Origin of the sequence: Nocardia otitidiscaviarum NBRC 14405 (assembly GCF_000308635.1) — a bacterium.
GTDB lineage: Bacteria > Actinomycetota > Actinomycetes > Mycobacteriales > Mycobacteriaceae > Nocardia > Nocardia otitidiscaviarum.
This window is the reverse complement of record NZ_BAGD01000061.1, coordinates 115,033-129,433: the sequence shown is the minus strand read 5'-3', so window position 1 is coordinate 129,433 and position 14,401 is coordinate 115,033. Positions and strand designations below refer to the sequence as shown.

Sequence of the window (14,401 nt, the reverse complement as noted above, 5' to 3'; positions counted from 1 at the left end):
CAATCGGGTCCCGATGCAGTGCGGGATCGTGATTCATTCAATACCGCCGGGACTGTGCAGCGCTGCCACCCGGCACCACAATGATCCCGTGCTCCAAGGACAATGATCCCGTGCTCCACCGACGTAGGTCGACGACGATCAGGGGGTACAGACGTGGAAGTGGGTAACGATCGGGCAAACGACCCGACCGATGCCGAACAACTGGCTCAGCGGTACCGATCCCTCGTCGAGCACAGCCCCGACGGGGTGGTGGTGCATGAGCGGGGCATCCTCGTCTACGCCAATCCGGCAATCGTCCGGTTACTGGGCGCGGACAGTACCGAGGACCTCGTCGGTCAGCCGGTGACCCGCTTCGTCGACCCGAAATCCGTCCCCGGCATGCTGGCTCGCATCGGCCGCCTCACCGAGGCCGGCGCCGCCTCCGAACCCGCCGAGATGACCCTGGTCCGCACCGACGGCAGCCTGCTGGACGTGGAAACCGTCTCGGTGCTCACCGCCTGGCACAACCGGCTGGCGTACCAGGTGGTCATCCACGATCTGTCCGCCCAGCGCGCCGCCGAGGCCGCGCAGCGCCGGGCCGAACAGCACTTCACCACCGTGGTCTCGCAGCTCGAGGAGGGCGTGGTGGTGATCGACCGGCAGGGCCGCATCGAATCCATCAATCCGGCGGCGCTGCGCATCTTCGGCCACGAGGGCGAGGATCTGGTCGGCACCCCGATCTACGCGCTGCCGCTGACCCTGCTCGACGCCAACGCCATGACCCTGCCGCCCACCCGGCATCCGGTGGCGCGCACCCTGGCCACCGGGGAGACCGTGGTCGGCTACGTGTTCGGCGTGGACCGGCCGGACGGGCAGCGCCGCTGGCTGTCCGGGTCGAGCCGTCTGCTCAATCCCGGCGACCCGCAGTCCTCGGCGGTGTCGTCGTTCAACGACATCACCGAATTCCGGGCCAGCCGAAGGCAATTGGAGTATCAGGCCACCCACGATCCGCTCACCGGGCTGGCCAACCGGGCGCTGGTGCTCTCGCGGCTGGCGGCGGCGCTGGGCACCACCGAGGATCTGCCGGTGTCCACGGTGCTGTTCATCGACCTGGACGGTTTCAAAGCCATCAACGACACCCTCGGACACGCCATCGGCGACACCGTGCTGCAGATCGTGGCGCAGCGTTTGCAGCGCGGCCTGCGCACCGACGACATCGTGGGGCGGATCGGGGGCGACGAATTCCTGGTGCTGCTGTCCGGCCGCACCCTCGGCGAGGATCTGGAGGCGCTGGTCGCACGCCTGCGCCAGACCATGGCCGAACCGATCATCGCGCGCGGCCACCGCATCCAGGTGGACGCCTCCATCGGCATCACCCCGCTGCACCCCGGCGACTCCCGCACCCCCGAGGCCGTCCTGCACGACGCCGACGTGGCGATGTACCGTGCCAAGCCGCCGGGCCACCGCGACAGCTCCCCCGTGACCCGGCGGCCCAACAACACCCACGCCTCCTGAAAGCCGCGCATGATCCTCGAGCACGCCCTGCTGCCGGTGCGCCCCGGACAGTCCGCCGACTTCGAAGCCGCCTTCGCCCGTGCCCGGCACATCATCGCGGGTATGCCCGGATTCCGATCGCTGTCGCTGTCGCGCTGCCTGGAGCGACCCGACACCTATCTGCTGCTGGTGGAGTGGGATCGACTCACCGACCACACCGAGGGTTTCCGCGGTTCGGCCGAATATCGGGAATGGAAGGCGCTGCTGCATCCGTTCTACGAGCCGTTTCCCGTGGTCGAGCATTTCGCCCCGGTGTCCGAGCTCACCACCGCCGCCTCACCTGCGAATACGGCGGGGTCGCCGGAGGGGAACTAGACTCGACTGCTCTGTTCTCGAACGTTGCGCGTGTATCCGCGCGGTGACAAGGAGTTCCGTTTTGCCCGACCTCACCGAGGAGCGTCCTGTGTCCGCGACCGACTCCGACACCGCGGAGCTGGAGCGGGAACAGCGGCATCTGACGCTGCTGTACGAGCGGCTGGACGGGATGCGCCAGTACGCGCAGCGCCGACTACGCACCGTCCTGCTGGAAACCGGCGGCACCCCGCAGGCCCGCAGCGAACGCGAATCGTTCACCCAGCTCTACCACGAGGACCTGGCCAAATACGATGCCGCCGAGCACGGCCTGTGCTTCGGGCGCATCGACCTGGCGGCCACCGCGGACGGTGAGCCGAGCGGGAACGGCGACGGCGAACACCGCTATATCGGCCGCATCGGCATCCTCGACGAGGACGCCGACTACGAAACCCTGCTGCTGGACTGGCGCGCGCCCCTGGCCCGGCCGTTCTACCTGGCCACCACCGCCGCACCGGACGGGGTGACGCGGCGGCGGCACATCCGCTCGCGCAATCGCAAGGTCACCGCCGTCACCGACGAGTACCTCGACCTGGCGGCCGCCCAGCGCGCGGGGGCCATCGCCTCCGACGGCGGGGTGGGTAGCGAGAGCGCCCTGCTGGCCGCGCTCAACGCCGCCCGCACCGGGCATATGAACGACATCGTCGAGACCATTCAGGGTGAGCAGGACGCCATCATCCGCTCCGAGCACAAGAGCGTGCTGGTGGTGCAGGGCGGCCCGGGCACCGGAAAGACCGCGGTGGCGCTGCACCGCGCCGCGTATCTGCTGTACACCTACCGGCAGCAGCTGGACAAGGCGGGCGTGCTCATCATCGGGCCGAACTCCACCTTCCTGGACTACATCGGCCAGGTGCTGCCCTCCCTCGGCGAGACCGGCGTACTGCTGTCCACCATCGGTGACCTGTATCCGGGAGTCCGTGCGACGCTGGAGGATTCGCTGCGCGCGGGCGAGCTCAAGGGTTCGCTCGACATGCTCGACGTGTTGAAGAAGGCGGTGCGGGACTGGCAGGAGGTGCCCGCGGAGCCGATCCGGCTGCACTTCGACGGACACGATCTGACCCTGGACCGCAAGATCGTCACCAAGGCGCGCGGGCGGGCCCGGTCCTCGCGCCGGCCGCACAATCTGGCCCGGCCGGTGTTCGCCGCCGCGGTGGTGGACGCGCTGACCGACCAGCTGGCCGAGCTGATCGGCGCGAATCCGCTGGGCGGGCGCAATCTGCTGTCGCAGACCGATCTCACCGAGATCCGCGATGAGATGCGGGCGGATCCGGAGATCCAGCGGGCCATCGCGCGGCTGTGGCCCATCCTCACCCCGCAGGAGGTGCTGGGCGGGCTGTGGGCCGATCCCCAGCGCCTGGCCCGCGCCGCCGGAAAGCTCACCGACGAGGACCGCCGGGAGCTGCGGCGCGGTGACAGCGGCGAGTTCTCCCCCGCCGACGCGCCGCTGCTGGACGAGCTGGCCGAACTGCTCGGTGTGGACGATACCGAGGAGCGCGAGCGCGCCCGCCGCCGCTGGCGGGCCCAATTGGCCGAGGCGCAGGACGCCCTCGACATCCTCACCGGTTCGGCGCCGCAGGATCTCGAGGACGAATTGGATCCCGAGATCCTGATGGCCTACGACCTGATCGACGCCAGTCAGCTGGCCGAGCGGCAGCGGGTGGGACGGCGTGAGACCACAGCCGAACGCGCCGCCGGCGACCGCACCTGGACCTACGGGCATGTCATTGTCGATGAGGCGCAGGAGCTTTCGGAGATGGCGTGGCGAATGGTGATGCGCCGCATCCCGAATCGCTGGATCACCGCCGTCGGCGATGTGGCGCAGACCGGCGATCCGGCGGGAGCCTCGTCGTGGCAGCAGGTGCTGGAACCGTATGTGGCGCGGCGGTGGAAGCTCACCGAGCTCACCGTCAACTACCGCACCCCGGCCGAGATCATGGCGGTGGCCGCGGATGTGCTGGCCGAGATCGACCCCGAGGCCAGTGTGCCGCGCTCGGTGCGCGAATCCGGGTTCACGCCCGCCGCCCACCGGGTGGAGCCGAGCGGGCGCGCCGACGAGGTGAAGCGACTCGTCGCCGCCGAGGCCGACCGCCCCGGCACCACGGCGGTGATCGCACCGCACGATCTGGTGGCGGAGCTGTCCGAGGTGGGCGGCGACTCGGTGCGGGTGCTCACCGTCCACGATGTGAAGGGTCTGGAGTTCGACGCGGTCATCCTGGTCGAGCCCGGTCGACTGCTCGGCGAGTCGCCGCGCGGGCTGAACGACCTCTATGTGGCCCTGACCCGCGCGACGCAGCGACTGGCCGTGGTGCACACCGAGGACCTGCCCCCGGTACTGCACCGGCTCGCCTGAATTCGCGCTGCCGACAGCGCCGCGGCCCGTACCCCGGTCGGGTACGGGCCGCTCGGTCTTCGATGAACCGGGCTCGGCGGTGCCGACGCCCCGGACGGGGCTCAGCGCACGGTGTGCACGATCAGCACATCGGTACGGGACTTGCGCGCCACATCCGACGGGACCGAGCCGAGCAGACGGCCGGTGATGGTGTTGAGGCCGCGGTTGCCGACGACCAGCAGATCGGCCTCGACCTCCTTCATCAGCGACAGCAGCGATTCCACCGGCTCGCCGACGACGGACTTCTCCACGACATTGGCGGCACCGGCGGCGACGGCCTTCTCGCGGGCGATCCGCAGGATCTCGCTGGTGGGTGCGGAGCCGCGCACCTGGTAGGCCTCGTCCTTGAGCACATCGGCGGCCGCGGCCACATCCCGGTCGTCGGTCGGGTAGTAGGCGCAGGCGATGTACAGGGTGGCGCCCTCGTCACCGGCCAGTGCCGCGGCCCGCTCGACGGCGACGTACGACGAGTTCGAGCCATCGGTACCGACGACAATGCTCCGGTAGGCGGTCATTCTCTCCTCCAACGTGAGTCGGGTGCGGACACCGATACGTGGTGTCACGGCAACTTCGCCTGACAATAGCGGCATATCCGGCGGAACTTTTCGATATCGCCGCACATCACACTTGTGTGCCGTCACAGCATCAGCACACATTCCGCTGTGTCGCAGCGACACGACCCGCGCTACCAGCACTTGTCGCGCCTATCCCGACGCCGCCGGAATTAGCCGAACGTTATTGCGGGCGTGGGATATTCGTCACAAACAGCGATGGAACCGGATAGGAAACGGCCCGCCCGCCGCGGATGATCCGGGGCGGACGGGCCGGGTGATCAGCTCGTGGATCAGGGCCACGGGCGGTGATCGGCCCAGAACAGCCCCAGAATCCAGCCGATGAGGTCCATGCGTTTCACTCCCTGTCGAACACGATATTGCGCTGCGATACTAGCGCGCCGCCACGCTCAGCCGAGGCTGAAAAGAGGTTCGGTCACCGTGATTCCGAGTTCGGGAGTATGGGCGAAGAAGGCGAACAGCATGAGCGCCGCACCCGCCAATGCGATGTCCTTGTTGAACTGGATCATCTCGGTCTGCTTGGCCGTGGCGTCGGTTTCCTTCCAGAAGGCATGCATGAGGAAGGCGGTCGGCACCAGGAACAGCACCAGCAGCAGCGAACCCAGGTCCGCGAAGATGCCGAACAGCACCATGAGCGCGCCGACCAGCATCAGAACACCCGAACCCGCCACCGCGAGCTTGGGCGAGGGGATGCCCTTGGCTTGCGCGTATCCGGCCATGGCATCGGCCTGCGTGAGATGCCCGATGCCCGAGCCGAGAAAGAGAACGACGAACAGGACCCGTCCGATCAACACCACAACATCCATTGCCAGCTCCTCTGTCGGGTTGACTGCCGGGTACCCGTTCGGGTGATATGGCAACCAACTAGCCGTGGGATGTGCTCATTCCTGCGAGGAGGCTAGCGAGGCGCGGGCGTATTCCAGCGGAGGCATACCGATCTCCGCGGCGAACTCCTTGCAGAAGTGGGCCTGATCGAAGTAACCCAGCTCCACGGCCAGGTCGGCGAGGTCGGTGGTGCGCCCCCGGGCGAGCAGATACGCCCCGTCCTGCAGCCGGTAGCGACGCAGCACCCACTTCGGACCCGCGCCGACATAACGGCGGAACAGACGCTGCAGGGTGCGGACCGGGACGTCGAAACGATCGGTGACCTGGTCCACGCGGGTGAGTTCCGGATCGTGCTCCATGGCATCGACGATGCGCAGCACCAGCTGGTACGCCGTATCGTCGACGATCGCCCGGCGCTGGGCCACCTCGCGGAAGAAGTCCTCCACGAGCAGGCGGCGGTCGGCGAGAGTGGTGGCGGCGAGCACCTTGTCGGCGAGCCCGACCGCCTCCGGCAGCACCTCGGTCAGTTCGACGGCGGTGTCCCGGATGGCCCCGACATCCATTCCGGTGAACGCGCCGAACCCGCCCGCGCGGAACTTCACCCCGAATGTCTCACCCTCACCACGCAATTCGCGGACGTACTTGCTGGTGGTGACGCCGGTGACGAAGCCGCCGCGATGACCGGGCTCGCGCTCGAAGGTCATATTGACGGCCGGATAGGACAGGATCTCGGCGCGATAGGGCGGCATACCGCGCCGATCCCAGCGCACCGCCCAGTACCACTCGACATACCGGCTCACCTCGGGCCCGGCCGCCGATCGCTCATGGCTGTAGACCCGCAGCTGCTCCCGCGGCCGCAGAATGCCCTTCGCGGTCTCGGGCGGCACCCGCCGCGGGGCGAAGGGGGCGGCGGGGTCGGGCGGGTCGGCGTTCATCGGTGTGCTGTCGCATTCTTACAAGACCGGGGCGGGGCCGGGTGGCGAGACTGGTTCCCATGAGCGAAACCGTGAATCCCATTGCCCCGGGCTACCATTCGATCTCCTGCTTCCTGGTCGTCCCGGACGGCAACAAGGCCATCGAGTTCTACACCGCGGTCTTCGGCGCGGAACTCGTCACCCGCAACGATCTCCCCGACGGCCAGCCCGCACACGCCGAACTGCGGATCGGCGATTCCACCTTCCAGCTCGGCGTCCCCATGCCCGATCACGGCGTGCGCCCTCCCGAAGCGGAGTGGGTGCATTCCAGCGTGATCCACTACTGCCCCGACGTGGACGCGGTGGCGAAACTCGCCCGCGAGCACGGGGCGCGCGAGGTCGGAGATCCGGAGACCTTCGTCAACGGCGAGCGCTTCAGCCGCGTCATGGATCCCTTCGGCCATCGCTGGATCGTCATGACCCGGGTCGAGAACGTCTCCCGCGAGGAGGCCGATCGCCGCGTCAACGAATGGATGGCGCAGCAGAGCTGACGGTCGGCGCAGCGGAGCCGAGGCGACGGCGGGCGGCGGCGGGATCGCCCGACCGCTCACGACAGTCCGGCGGCGTCCATACCGCGTAGTTCCTTCTTGAGGTCGGCGATTTCGTCGCGGAGGCGGCCCGCGAGCTCGAATTGCAGTTCGCGGGCCGCGTTCATCATCTGGTCGGTGAGCTCCTTGACCAGGTCGGCCAGTTCGGCGCGCGGCATATTCTTCACATCGCGGCCCTCGTAGACGCCTGCCGAGACGGCGCGGCCGGGTTCGCCCTGGGCGCGGCGGCCGCGCGAGGCATTGCGGCCCGAACCGCCGACCTCGACCTCGGTCTCCTCGGCTTCGCGGTAGACCTGATCGAGGATGTCGGCGATCTTCTTGCGCAGCGGCATCGGATCGATGCCGTTCTCCTCGTTGTAGGCGATCTGCTTGGCGCGGCGGCGTTCGGTCTCGTCGATGGCCTGCCGCATGGAGTCGGTGATCTTGTCGGCGTACATGTGCACCTCGCCCGACACATTGCGGGCGGCGCGGCCGATGGTCTGGATAAGCGAGGTGCTCGACCGCAGGAAGCCTTCCTTGTCGGCGTCGAGAATCGCGACCAGCGACACCTCGGGCAGATCCAGACCCTCGCGCAGCAGGTTGATGCCGACCAGCACGTCGTATTCACCGAGCCGCAGCTGCCGCAGCAGTTCCACGCGGCGCAGCGTGTCGATCTCGGAGTGCAGGTAGCGCACCCGGACACCGAGGCCGAGCAGGTAGTCGGTGAGGTCCTCGGCCATCTTCTTGGTCAGCGTGGTGACCAGGACGCGTTCGTCGCGTTCGGTGCGCAACCGGATCTCGTGCACCAGATCGTCGATCTGCCCCTTGGTCGGCTTCACCACCACCTGCGGATCCACCAGCCCGGTGGGGCGGATGACCTGCTCCACGAACTCGCCGCCGGTGCGTCCCAGTTCGTACGGGCCGGGGGTGGCGGACAGGTAGACGGTCTGCCCGATGCGGTCGGCGAACTCCTCCCAGGTGAGCGGCCGGTTGTCGATGGCCGACGGCAGCCGGAAGCCGTACTCGACGAGATTGCGCTTGCGCGACATATCACCCTCGTACATACCGCCGATCTGCGGCACGGTGACGTGGGATTCGTCGATGACGAGCAGGAAGTCGTCCGGGAAGTAGTCGAGCAGGGTGGCGGGCGCGGACCCGGCGGGGCGGCCGTCGATATGGCGGGAGTAGTTCTCGATACCCGAGCAGAAGCCGACCTGCTTGATCATCTCCAGGTCGTACTGGGTGCGCATGCGCAGCCGCTGCGCCTCCAGCAGTTTGCCCTGCTTCTCCAGGTCGGCCAGCCGTTCGTCGAGTTCGACCTCGATATCGCGCACCGCGCGCTCCATGCGCTCGGGACCGGCGACGTAGTGGGTGGCCGGGAAGATGCGCACCACGTCCACCTGCCGCACCACATCTCCGGTGAGCGGATGCAGGTAGTACAGCGCCTCGATCTCGTCGCCGAAGAACTCGATGCGCACCGCGAGTTCCTCGTAGGACGGAATGATCTCCACGGTGTCCCCGCGCACCCGGAAGGTGCCGCGGGTGAAGGACATGTCATTGCGCGTGTACTGCACATCCACCAGCAGCCGCAGCAGCCGATCGCGGTCCACCTCGGTGCCCACCTCGAGCTGGATGGACCGGTCCAGGTAGGACTGCGGCGTGCCCAGGCCGTAGATGCACGACACCGACGCCACCACCACGACATCGCGCCGCGACAGCAGACTGGACGTGGCCGAATGCCGCAGCCGCTCCACATCGTCGTTGATGGAGCTGTCCTTCTCGATGTAGGTATCGGTCTGCGCGATGTACGCCTCGGGCTGGTAGTAGTCGTAGTACGAGACGAAGTACTCGACCGCGTTGTTCGGGAGCATATCCCGCAGCTCATTGGCCAACTGCGCGGCGAGGGTCTTGTTCGGGGCCATCACCAGTGTCGGCCGTTGCAGCCGCTCGATGAGCCACGCGGTGGTCGCCGACTTGCCGGTGCCCGTGGCACCCAGCAGCACCACATCGCGCTCCCCCGAGTTGATCCGCCGCTGCAACTCCTCGATGGCCGCGGGCTGGTCACCGGCGGGCCGATGCTCGCTGACCACCTGAAACCGGCCGTCGGCCCGCTCGATCTCACCGATGGGCCGGAACTCCGAATGCGCCAGCGGTAGATCATCGGGGATCTCGGTTGCGAAAGCCATGCTCACCAGCCTAGGACCAGGCACCGACAAAGTCCGCCGGAGCGGGCCCGGACCGGGCGAACGCGCCGTTGGGCCGTCGTCGGCGCGCAACGCACGGAGCCGCCCGGCTCGAATCAGGTTCGAGCCGGGCGGCTCCGGTTCCCGGACTGCCAGACCTCCGACTAACCGGACAGGCTCGGGAGCAGGCCGCCCAGGCCGCCGCCGCAGGCGCTGCCCGAGGCGCTGCCGGAGCCACCGCTGGATTCGGCCACCTGCACGGTGATCGAATCGCTGATCAGGATCTGGCGGGCCTCCAGCCGGTGGCTGCCCGCGGTCTGCGGGGTCCACTTGATGCTCACCTTGTTGCTGAGCAGTGACGGGCTGACCGGGCTGCCCGGAATCTCCTTGCCGTTGTCGGAGAACTTCACCGAGCTCAACCGATCCACCTCGACCGAGGCGGTGAGCGTGTAGGTACAGCCGACCTTGTGGTCCTTGCCCGACACCTCGAGATTGCCGACCCATGCGCCGGCCTGGGGCGCGGCCAGCACGATGGTCGCGGCCACGGCCCCGAAGGTGGTCAGTCCCATACCTACCCGCCGCGCGCGGGTCCCCTGTGCGTTCATACTCTGCTTCCCTTGTCCTACCGCCCACCGGTGTGAGCTAGCCGCACAGTATCGAAACAGATATGTTTCAGATCGGGTTTTCCCAGAAATCGCTGCGGGAAATCTCACGCCGCGAGCGACGCGACCCACACTCCTCTGGACGATCTCCACGCGAACAGCGATGCTGAGTGCATGACCCAGGCGCCCACGGTGGACCTGCACCGACCGAAGGTGGAGTACTTCAACGTCGACGAACTCACCAATATCGACCCCAAAGGCTTCGTGCGGAGCGTCGAGCGTTACCACGTGGAGCCCTGGGGGCTGTACATGGCCCGCACGTCCGACCATCCCGAATTCCACTACATCGAATCCTGGCTGCTGCCGAAACTGTCCCTGCGCGCCACGGTATTCCACTTCACCCCGGCACATCTGCGGGATCAGGACTACTACGTGGACATCGGCGAGTTCAGCCAGGTGGAGCCGACCACGTGGAAGTCGGTGGACCACTACCTCGATCTGGTGGTGCGCACCGGGCGCGAGGTGGAGCTGCTCGACGTGGACGAGCTACTCGCCGCCCACGCCGCCGGCTATCTGGACCTGGACCGGGCGCAGCGGGCCATCGAGATCGCCACCTCCACCATCGACGGAATCGCCCGGCACGGCCATGATTTCGAAGCCTGGCTGGGCGCACAGGGCATCAAGCTCAGCTGGCTGTAGTCCCCTCAGCGGGCTGTAGTACCGGGCGCGGCCGAGATCAGCACCCGCGCCGGGCGGCCCGGATCCGCATTCGCGTGCAGCCGTTCACCTTCCGCCACCTGAGCCGCGCCGACGACGGGAAAACCGATATCCGCCAGGCGATCCCGCAGCCCGTCGGCCACCGCCGGGCCCGCCACCGTGATCCGGATGTCGATGACGTCCTCGGCGGGCTTGCCGGGCACGGCGGTCGGGCCGATATGGTCGATGGCCGAGGCGTCGGCGGCGCAGGCGACGGCGAGACGGGCGATGATGCGCCGCGCCTGCGCCCCCCACTCCGGATTCGCCGCCACCACAGGCGGATCCACCGGCAGCACCGGCTTCCGGGTGCGCAGATTGCGCTCGAAGGGCACCAGCCGCTCCTCCCAGAGCCGATGCACCGCGGCGATCACGGCATCCTCCGCGCCATTGTTGTCCAGCAGCACATCGGCGGTGGCCCGACGCTGCTCGTCGGTGGCCTGAGCGGCGATGCGGGCGCGCGCATCGGCCTCGTCCACCCCACGGAACTCCACCAGTCGGCGCACCCGGGTCTCCTCGGCCGCGTCCACGATCAGCACCAGATTCATGAACGGTGCCAGACCGTTCTCCACGAGTAGCGGAATGTCCTGCACCACAATGGCGTCCGCCGGTGCGGCGGCGATCAGTTCGGCGGTGCGGCGACCCACCAGCGGATGGGTGATCGAATTGAGCGTGGTCCGCGCCGCATCGCTGGCGAATGCCTTGGCCGCCAAGGCCGGACGATCCAGCCTGCCGTCGGCGGCGAGGATATCGGAACCGAATGCGTCCACGAGGGCCGCCAGCCCCTCGGTGCCCGGTGCTACCACCTCCCGGGCGATCACATCACTGTCCACCAGCACCGCGCCCCGTGCGACGAGGCTGCGCGCCACCGTGGACTTGCCCGCTCCCATGCCTCCGGTGAGACCGATTCGCAACATTCGACCAGTCTCGCATCCAGCACGCAATCGGCGCGCAGCGGGCCTTTACCAGCCGAAAAAGGTGATTACCCACCGGGCCCGGCAATTCCACTTCCCCGCGCCGAGTTTTCCCATTCCGTAATAATTACGAGACCGGCCCGCAACTATTTTTCACCAATCCCGACCCCCCGTCGGCAACATTCCGACACGCCAGGGAGAATGTCACGGAAAATCCGGTACGGCACACTTTTGTTCCGCTAAGGTTCGCCGGAGGCGATACCCGGCCGGTTACACGCAAGCAAAGGAAGTTCAGTGGGCACCAAAAACATCCAGACGGGTCGCCACCGTCTGGGCCTGGCGGGCACAGTGCATTGCATCGAGATCCCCGCCGTCGCAGCCGCTCTCGCCGAGCATCGCCGTTCGTGGCTGACCATGCTGATCAGCCCCGCCCGCCACAGCTTCGCAGCCATGCGCAAGCGTTCCGCCGAGGCCGCCGCGCACTGGGTACCCGCCACCGCCAGCTGAGCCTGTCACGCGCACCGGCGCACCGGTCGCGATTCGTACGCGATCCCGGGTCAGGTGTCGCATCTCGCGCGGCACGGGCAATGCGGCACGGCGAATTCCGGGTACCGGATGTGCGGCGCCGCGTCGGAAAATTCACCGGAACTCGAATCCCCGCTCCCGTCGATCGACGCTGCGGCTTCTCGCCAATTCGCGCGAATATCCGGAGGGTGATCGCGGAAGCGGGCGATTGGGGTGCGGATTAACCGGCGTTCTCATACGCCTCCGCCAGCCAACCTCGTACCTCGTCGTCCACCTGGCCGGGTTCGCGTAGCTCGAGGTGATGGGTCCAATGCGCGGTGGCCGGGTGTGCGACCTCTTTGAAACGGGGCGAATCCAGTCGGTACGGCAGCTCGATGGTCAGCACCGCGGGCACATCGGATCGCACGTACCGCCCGGGCCGCCACACCTGCGCGAAGGCGCGCCCGCGCCGAAACCCGATCTGGCTCTTGCTGATCCGCATCTCCGCGGCCCCGGCCGCCGCGATGGCGGCCCGCACCGCCTCGGCGATACGGGCACCGGTCTCGTCGCCGTCGAAGAACTCCGCGATTCCCTGCGCGACAGCCATTGCCCCACCCTACGCCGCGGGCGGGGCCCGGAAACGCAATGTCCCCCGGGTCCGTCTGGACCCGGGGGACATGCAGCTCAGCTCACGCCATCAGGCGTGAATCAGGCGTTGCCCGACAGCTTCTCGCGCAGGGCGGCCAGCTGGGCATCGCTCGCCAGCGAGCCACCGGCGGGCTCGTTGGTCTGCGCGGCCTGCGCGCCGCTCTCGGAGGAGTAGTTGGACGAACCGCCGTTGGCGGCCTCGGCCGCGGCGTCGGCCGCCATCTTCTCCATCTGAGCGGTGTGCATCTTGTGGCGACGCTCCGCCTCGGCGTAGCGGGACTCCCACTCCTCACGCTGCTTGTCGTAGCCCTCGAGCCATTCGTTGGTCTCGGGGTCGAAGCCCTCGGGGAAGATGTAGTTGCCCTGCTCGTCGTAGCTGTCGGCCATGCCGTACTTCGACGGATCGAACTCGGCGGAGTAGTCCTCGTTGGCCTGCTTCAGCGACAGCGAGATCCGGCGACGCTCGAGGTCGATGTCGATGACCTTGACCATGGCGTCGTCGCCGACGGCCACGACCTGGTCCGGCACCTCGACGTGGCGCTCGGCCAGCTCGGAGATGTGGACGAGGCCCTCGATGCCCTCCTCGACGCGCACGAACGCACCGAACGGAACCAGCTTGGTGACCTTGCCGGGCACGATCTGGCCGATGGCGTGGGTGCGGGCGAACTGACGCCACGGATCTTCCTGGGTCGCCTTGAGCGACAGGGAGACACGCTCGCGGTCCAGGTCGACGTCGAGCACCTCGACGGTGACCTCGTTGCCGACCTCGACGACCTCGGACGGGTGGTCGATGTGCTTCCAGGACAGCTCGGAGACGTGCACCAGACCGTCCACGCCGCCCAGGTCCACGAAGGCACCGAAGTTGACGATGGAGGACACGACGCCCTTGCGGACCTGGCCCTTCTGCAGCTGGTGCAGGAACTCGCTGCGCACCTCGGACTGGGTCTGCTCCAGCCAGGCGCGACGCGACAGCACCACGTTGTTGCGGTTCTTGTCGAGCTCGATGATCTTGGCCTCGATCTCCTTGCCGACGTACGGCTGGAGGTCGCGGACACGGCGCATCTCGACCAGCGACGCCGGGAGGAAGCCGCGCAGACCGATGTCCAGGATCAGGCCGCCCTTGACGACCTCGATGACGGTGCCCTTGACGGCCTCGTCACGCTCCTTGAGCTCCTCGATCGTGCCCCAAGCCCGCTCGTACTGAGCACGCTTCTTCGACAGGATCAGGCGGCCTTCCTTGTCCTCCTTGGTGAGAACGAGGGCCTCGACCTCATCGCCCACGGAAACGACCTCGGCCGGGTCGACATCGTGCTTGATGGACAGTTCGCGGGAAGGGATGACGCCTTCGGTCTTGTAACCGATGTCGAGAAGGACCTCGTCGCGGTCGACCTTGACGATGGTGCCTTCGACGATATCGCCGTCGTTGAAGTACTTGATCGTCTTGTCGATAGCGGCGAGGAAGTCCTCGGCAGAGCCGATGTCGTTGACGGCTACCTGCGGCGAGGTGACAGTGGTGGGCATGTGTTGGGAGGCTCCGGACGGATTGTGGTCGGTAGTGGACATGTGGGCTTTCGGTATTGCTGCGAACACACAGCGATGGAACTAACGTTGGCTCATGCCACAGCG

The 14,401-nt window shown here is 67.6% G+C and carries 13 protein-coding genes and 1 pseudogene; 6 read left to right on the top strand and 8 right to left on the bottom strand.

The genetic code is table 11. The features are described 5' to 3' along the window. Positions 1-159: 159 nt before the first annotated feature. From ON31_RS11810 to ON31_RS11800, 3 genes are all read left to right on the top strand, one after another. Positions 160-1,494, top strand: a complete 1,335-nt coding sequence (locus tag ON31_RS11810) for a sensor domain-containing diguanylate cyclase (protein WP_039812931.1) — start codon at positions 160-162, stop codon at positions 1,492-1,494. Between the two features lie 9 nt (positions 1,495-1,503). Next, entirely contained in the window at positions 1,504-1,848 is a 345-nt protein-coding gene (locus ON31_RS11805) for an antibiotic biosynthesis monooxygenase family protein (protein ID WP_039812743.1), read from the top strand. Between the two features lie 88 nt (positions 1,849-1,936). Further along, entirely contained in the window at positions 1,937-4,234 is a 2,298-nt protein-coding gene (locus tag ON31_RS11800) for a HelD family protein (protein WP_039812740.1), read from the top strand. Positions 4,235-4,335: 101 nt separating this feature from the next. Here the strand turns inward: ON31_RS11800 and ON31_RS11795 are convergent, their stop codons facing one another. The 3 genes from ON31_RS11795 to ON31_RS11785 form a co-directional block, all read right to left on the bottom strand. Next, entirely contained in the window at positions 4,336-4,788 is a 453-nt protein-coding gene (locus ON31_RS11795) for a universal stress protein (RefSeq protein ID WP_039812738.1), read from the bottom strand. 446 nt (positions 4,789-5,234) lie between these two features. Then, positions 5,235-5,651, bottom strand: a complete 417-nt coding sequence (locus ON31_RS11790) for a DoxX family protein (protein WP_039812735.1) — start codon at positions 5,649-5,651, stop codon at positions 5,235-5,237. 75 nt (positions 5,652-5,726) lie between these two features. Further along, positions 5,727-6,605: an AraC family transcriptional regulator gene (locus tag ON31_RS11785; RefSeq protein ID WP_081592381.1), complete on the bottom strand. Its 879-nt coding sequence runs from the start codon at positions 6,603-6,605 to the stop codon at positions 5,727-5,729. 59 nt (positions 6,606-6,664) lie between these two features. On the opposite strand from ON31_RS11785, the gene ON31_RS11780 reads away from it, so the two are divergent. Then, positions 6,665-7,135, top strand: a complete 471-nt coding sequence (locus tag ON31_RS11780; protein ID WP_039812732.1) for a VOC family protein — start codon at positions 6,665-6,667, stop codon at positions 7,133-7,135. Between the two features lie 56 nt (positions 7,136-7,191). Here ON31_RS11780 and uvrB read toward each other — a convergent pair whose 3' ends face one another. Then, entirely contained in the window at positions 7,192-9,357 is a 2,166-nt protein-coding gene (uvrB, locus tag ON31_RS11775; protein ID WP_039812729.1) for an excinuclease ABC subunit UvrB, read from the bottom strand. 161 nt (positions 9,358-9,518) lie between these two features. Continuing rightward, positions 9,519-9,959, bottom strand: coding sequence for a hypothetical protein (locus ON31_RS11770; RefSeq protein WP_029928996.1), 441 nt, complete (start codon positions 9,957-9,959; stop codon positions 9,519-9,521). A gap of 171 nt (positions 9,960-10,130) precedes the next feature. Between ON31_RS11770 and ON31_RS11765 the strand changes: the two genes are divergently transcribed. Further along, a complete protein-coding gene (locus ON31_RS11765) occupies positions 10,131-10,655 on the top strand; it encodes a ribonuclease FAU-1 family protein (RefSeq protein WP_039812726.1) in 525 nt (174 codons plus the stop codon). 41 nt (positions 10,656-10,696) lie between these two features. On the opposite strand, the pseudogene coaE reads toward ON31_RS11765, so the two are convergent. Beyond that, positions 10,697-11,626: pseudogene (gene coaE, locus ON31_RS11760) on the bottom strand (dephospho-CoA kinase); the annotation flags it as partial. Between the two features lie 291 nt (positions 11,627-11,917). Here coaE and ON31_RS11755 point away from each other — a divergent pair. Then, positions 11,918-12,130, top strand: coding sequence for a hypothetical protein (locus ON31_RS11755; protein WP_029929002.1), 213 nt, complete (start codon positions 11,918-11,920; stop codon positions 12,128-12,130). Positions 12,131-12,368: 238 nt separating this feature from the next. Here the strand turns inward: ON31_RS11755 and ON31_RS11750 are convergent, their stop codons facing one another. Both ON31_RS11750 and rpsA read right to left on the bottom strand, forming a co-directional pair. Beyond that, positions 12,369-12,734, bottom strand: coding sequence for a DUF5655 domain-containing protein (locus tag ON31_RS11750; protein ID WP_039812723.1), 366 nt, complete (start codon positions 12,732-12,734; stop codon positions 12,369-12,371). Between the two features lie 101 nt (positions 12,735-12,835). Further along, complete coding sequence (rpsA, locus tag ON31_RS11745; RefSeq protein ID WP_029929006.1) at positions 12,836-14,296, bottom strand: 30S ribosomal protein S1; 1,461 nt, start codon at positions 14,294-14,296, stop codon at positions 12,836-12,838. Positions 14,297-14,401: the final 105 nt, after the last annotated feature.

Coding starts and splice junctions, on each gene's coding strand:
- ON31_RS11790 (WP_039812735.1), bottom strand. CDS start 5,651: ATGGATGTTGTGGTGTTGATCGGACGGGTCCTGTTCGTCGTTCTCTTT.
- ON31_RS11770 (WP_029928996.1), bottom strand. CDS start 9,959: ATGAACGCACAGGGGACCCGCGCGCGGCGGGTAGGTATGGGACTGACC.
- ON31_RS11780 (WP_039812732.1), top strand. CDS start 6,665: ATGAGCGAAACCGTGAATCCCATTGCCCCGGGCTACCATTCGATCTCC.
- ON31_RS11750 (WP_039812723.1), bottom strand. CDS start 12,734: ATGGCTGTCGCGCAGGGAATCGCGGAGTTCTTCGACGGCGACGAGACC.
- uvrB (WP_039812729.1), bottom strand. CDS start 9,357: ATGGCTTTCGCAACCGAGATCCCCGATGATCTACCGCTGGCGCATTCG.
- ON31_RS11805 (WP_039812743.1), top strand. CDS start 1,504: ATGATCCTCGAGCACGCCCTGCTGCCGGTGCGCCCCGGACAGTCCGCC.
- ON31_RS11785 (WP_081592381.1), bottom strand. CDS start 6,605: ATGAACGCCGACCCGCCCGACCCCGCCGCCCCCTTCGCCCCGCGGCGG.
- rpsA (WP_029929006.1), bottom strand. CDS start 14,296: ATGCCCACCACTGTCACCTCGCCGCAGGTAGCCGTCAACGACATCGGC.
- ON31_RS11765 (WP_039812726.1), top strand. CDS start 10,131: ATGACCCAGGCGCCCACGGTGGACCTGCACCGACCGAAGGTGGAGTAC.
- ON31_RS11795 (WP_039812738.1), bottom strand. CDS start 4,788: ATGACCGCCTACCGGAGCATTGTCGTCGGTACCGATGGCTCGAACTCG.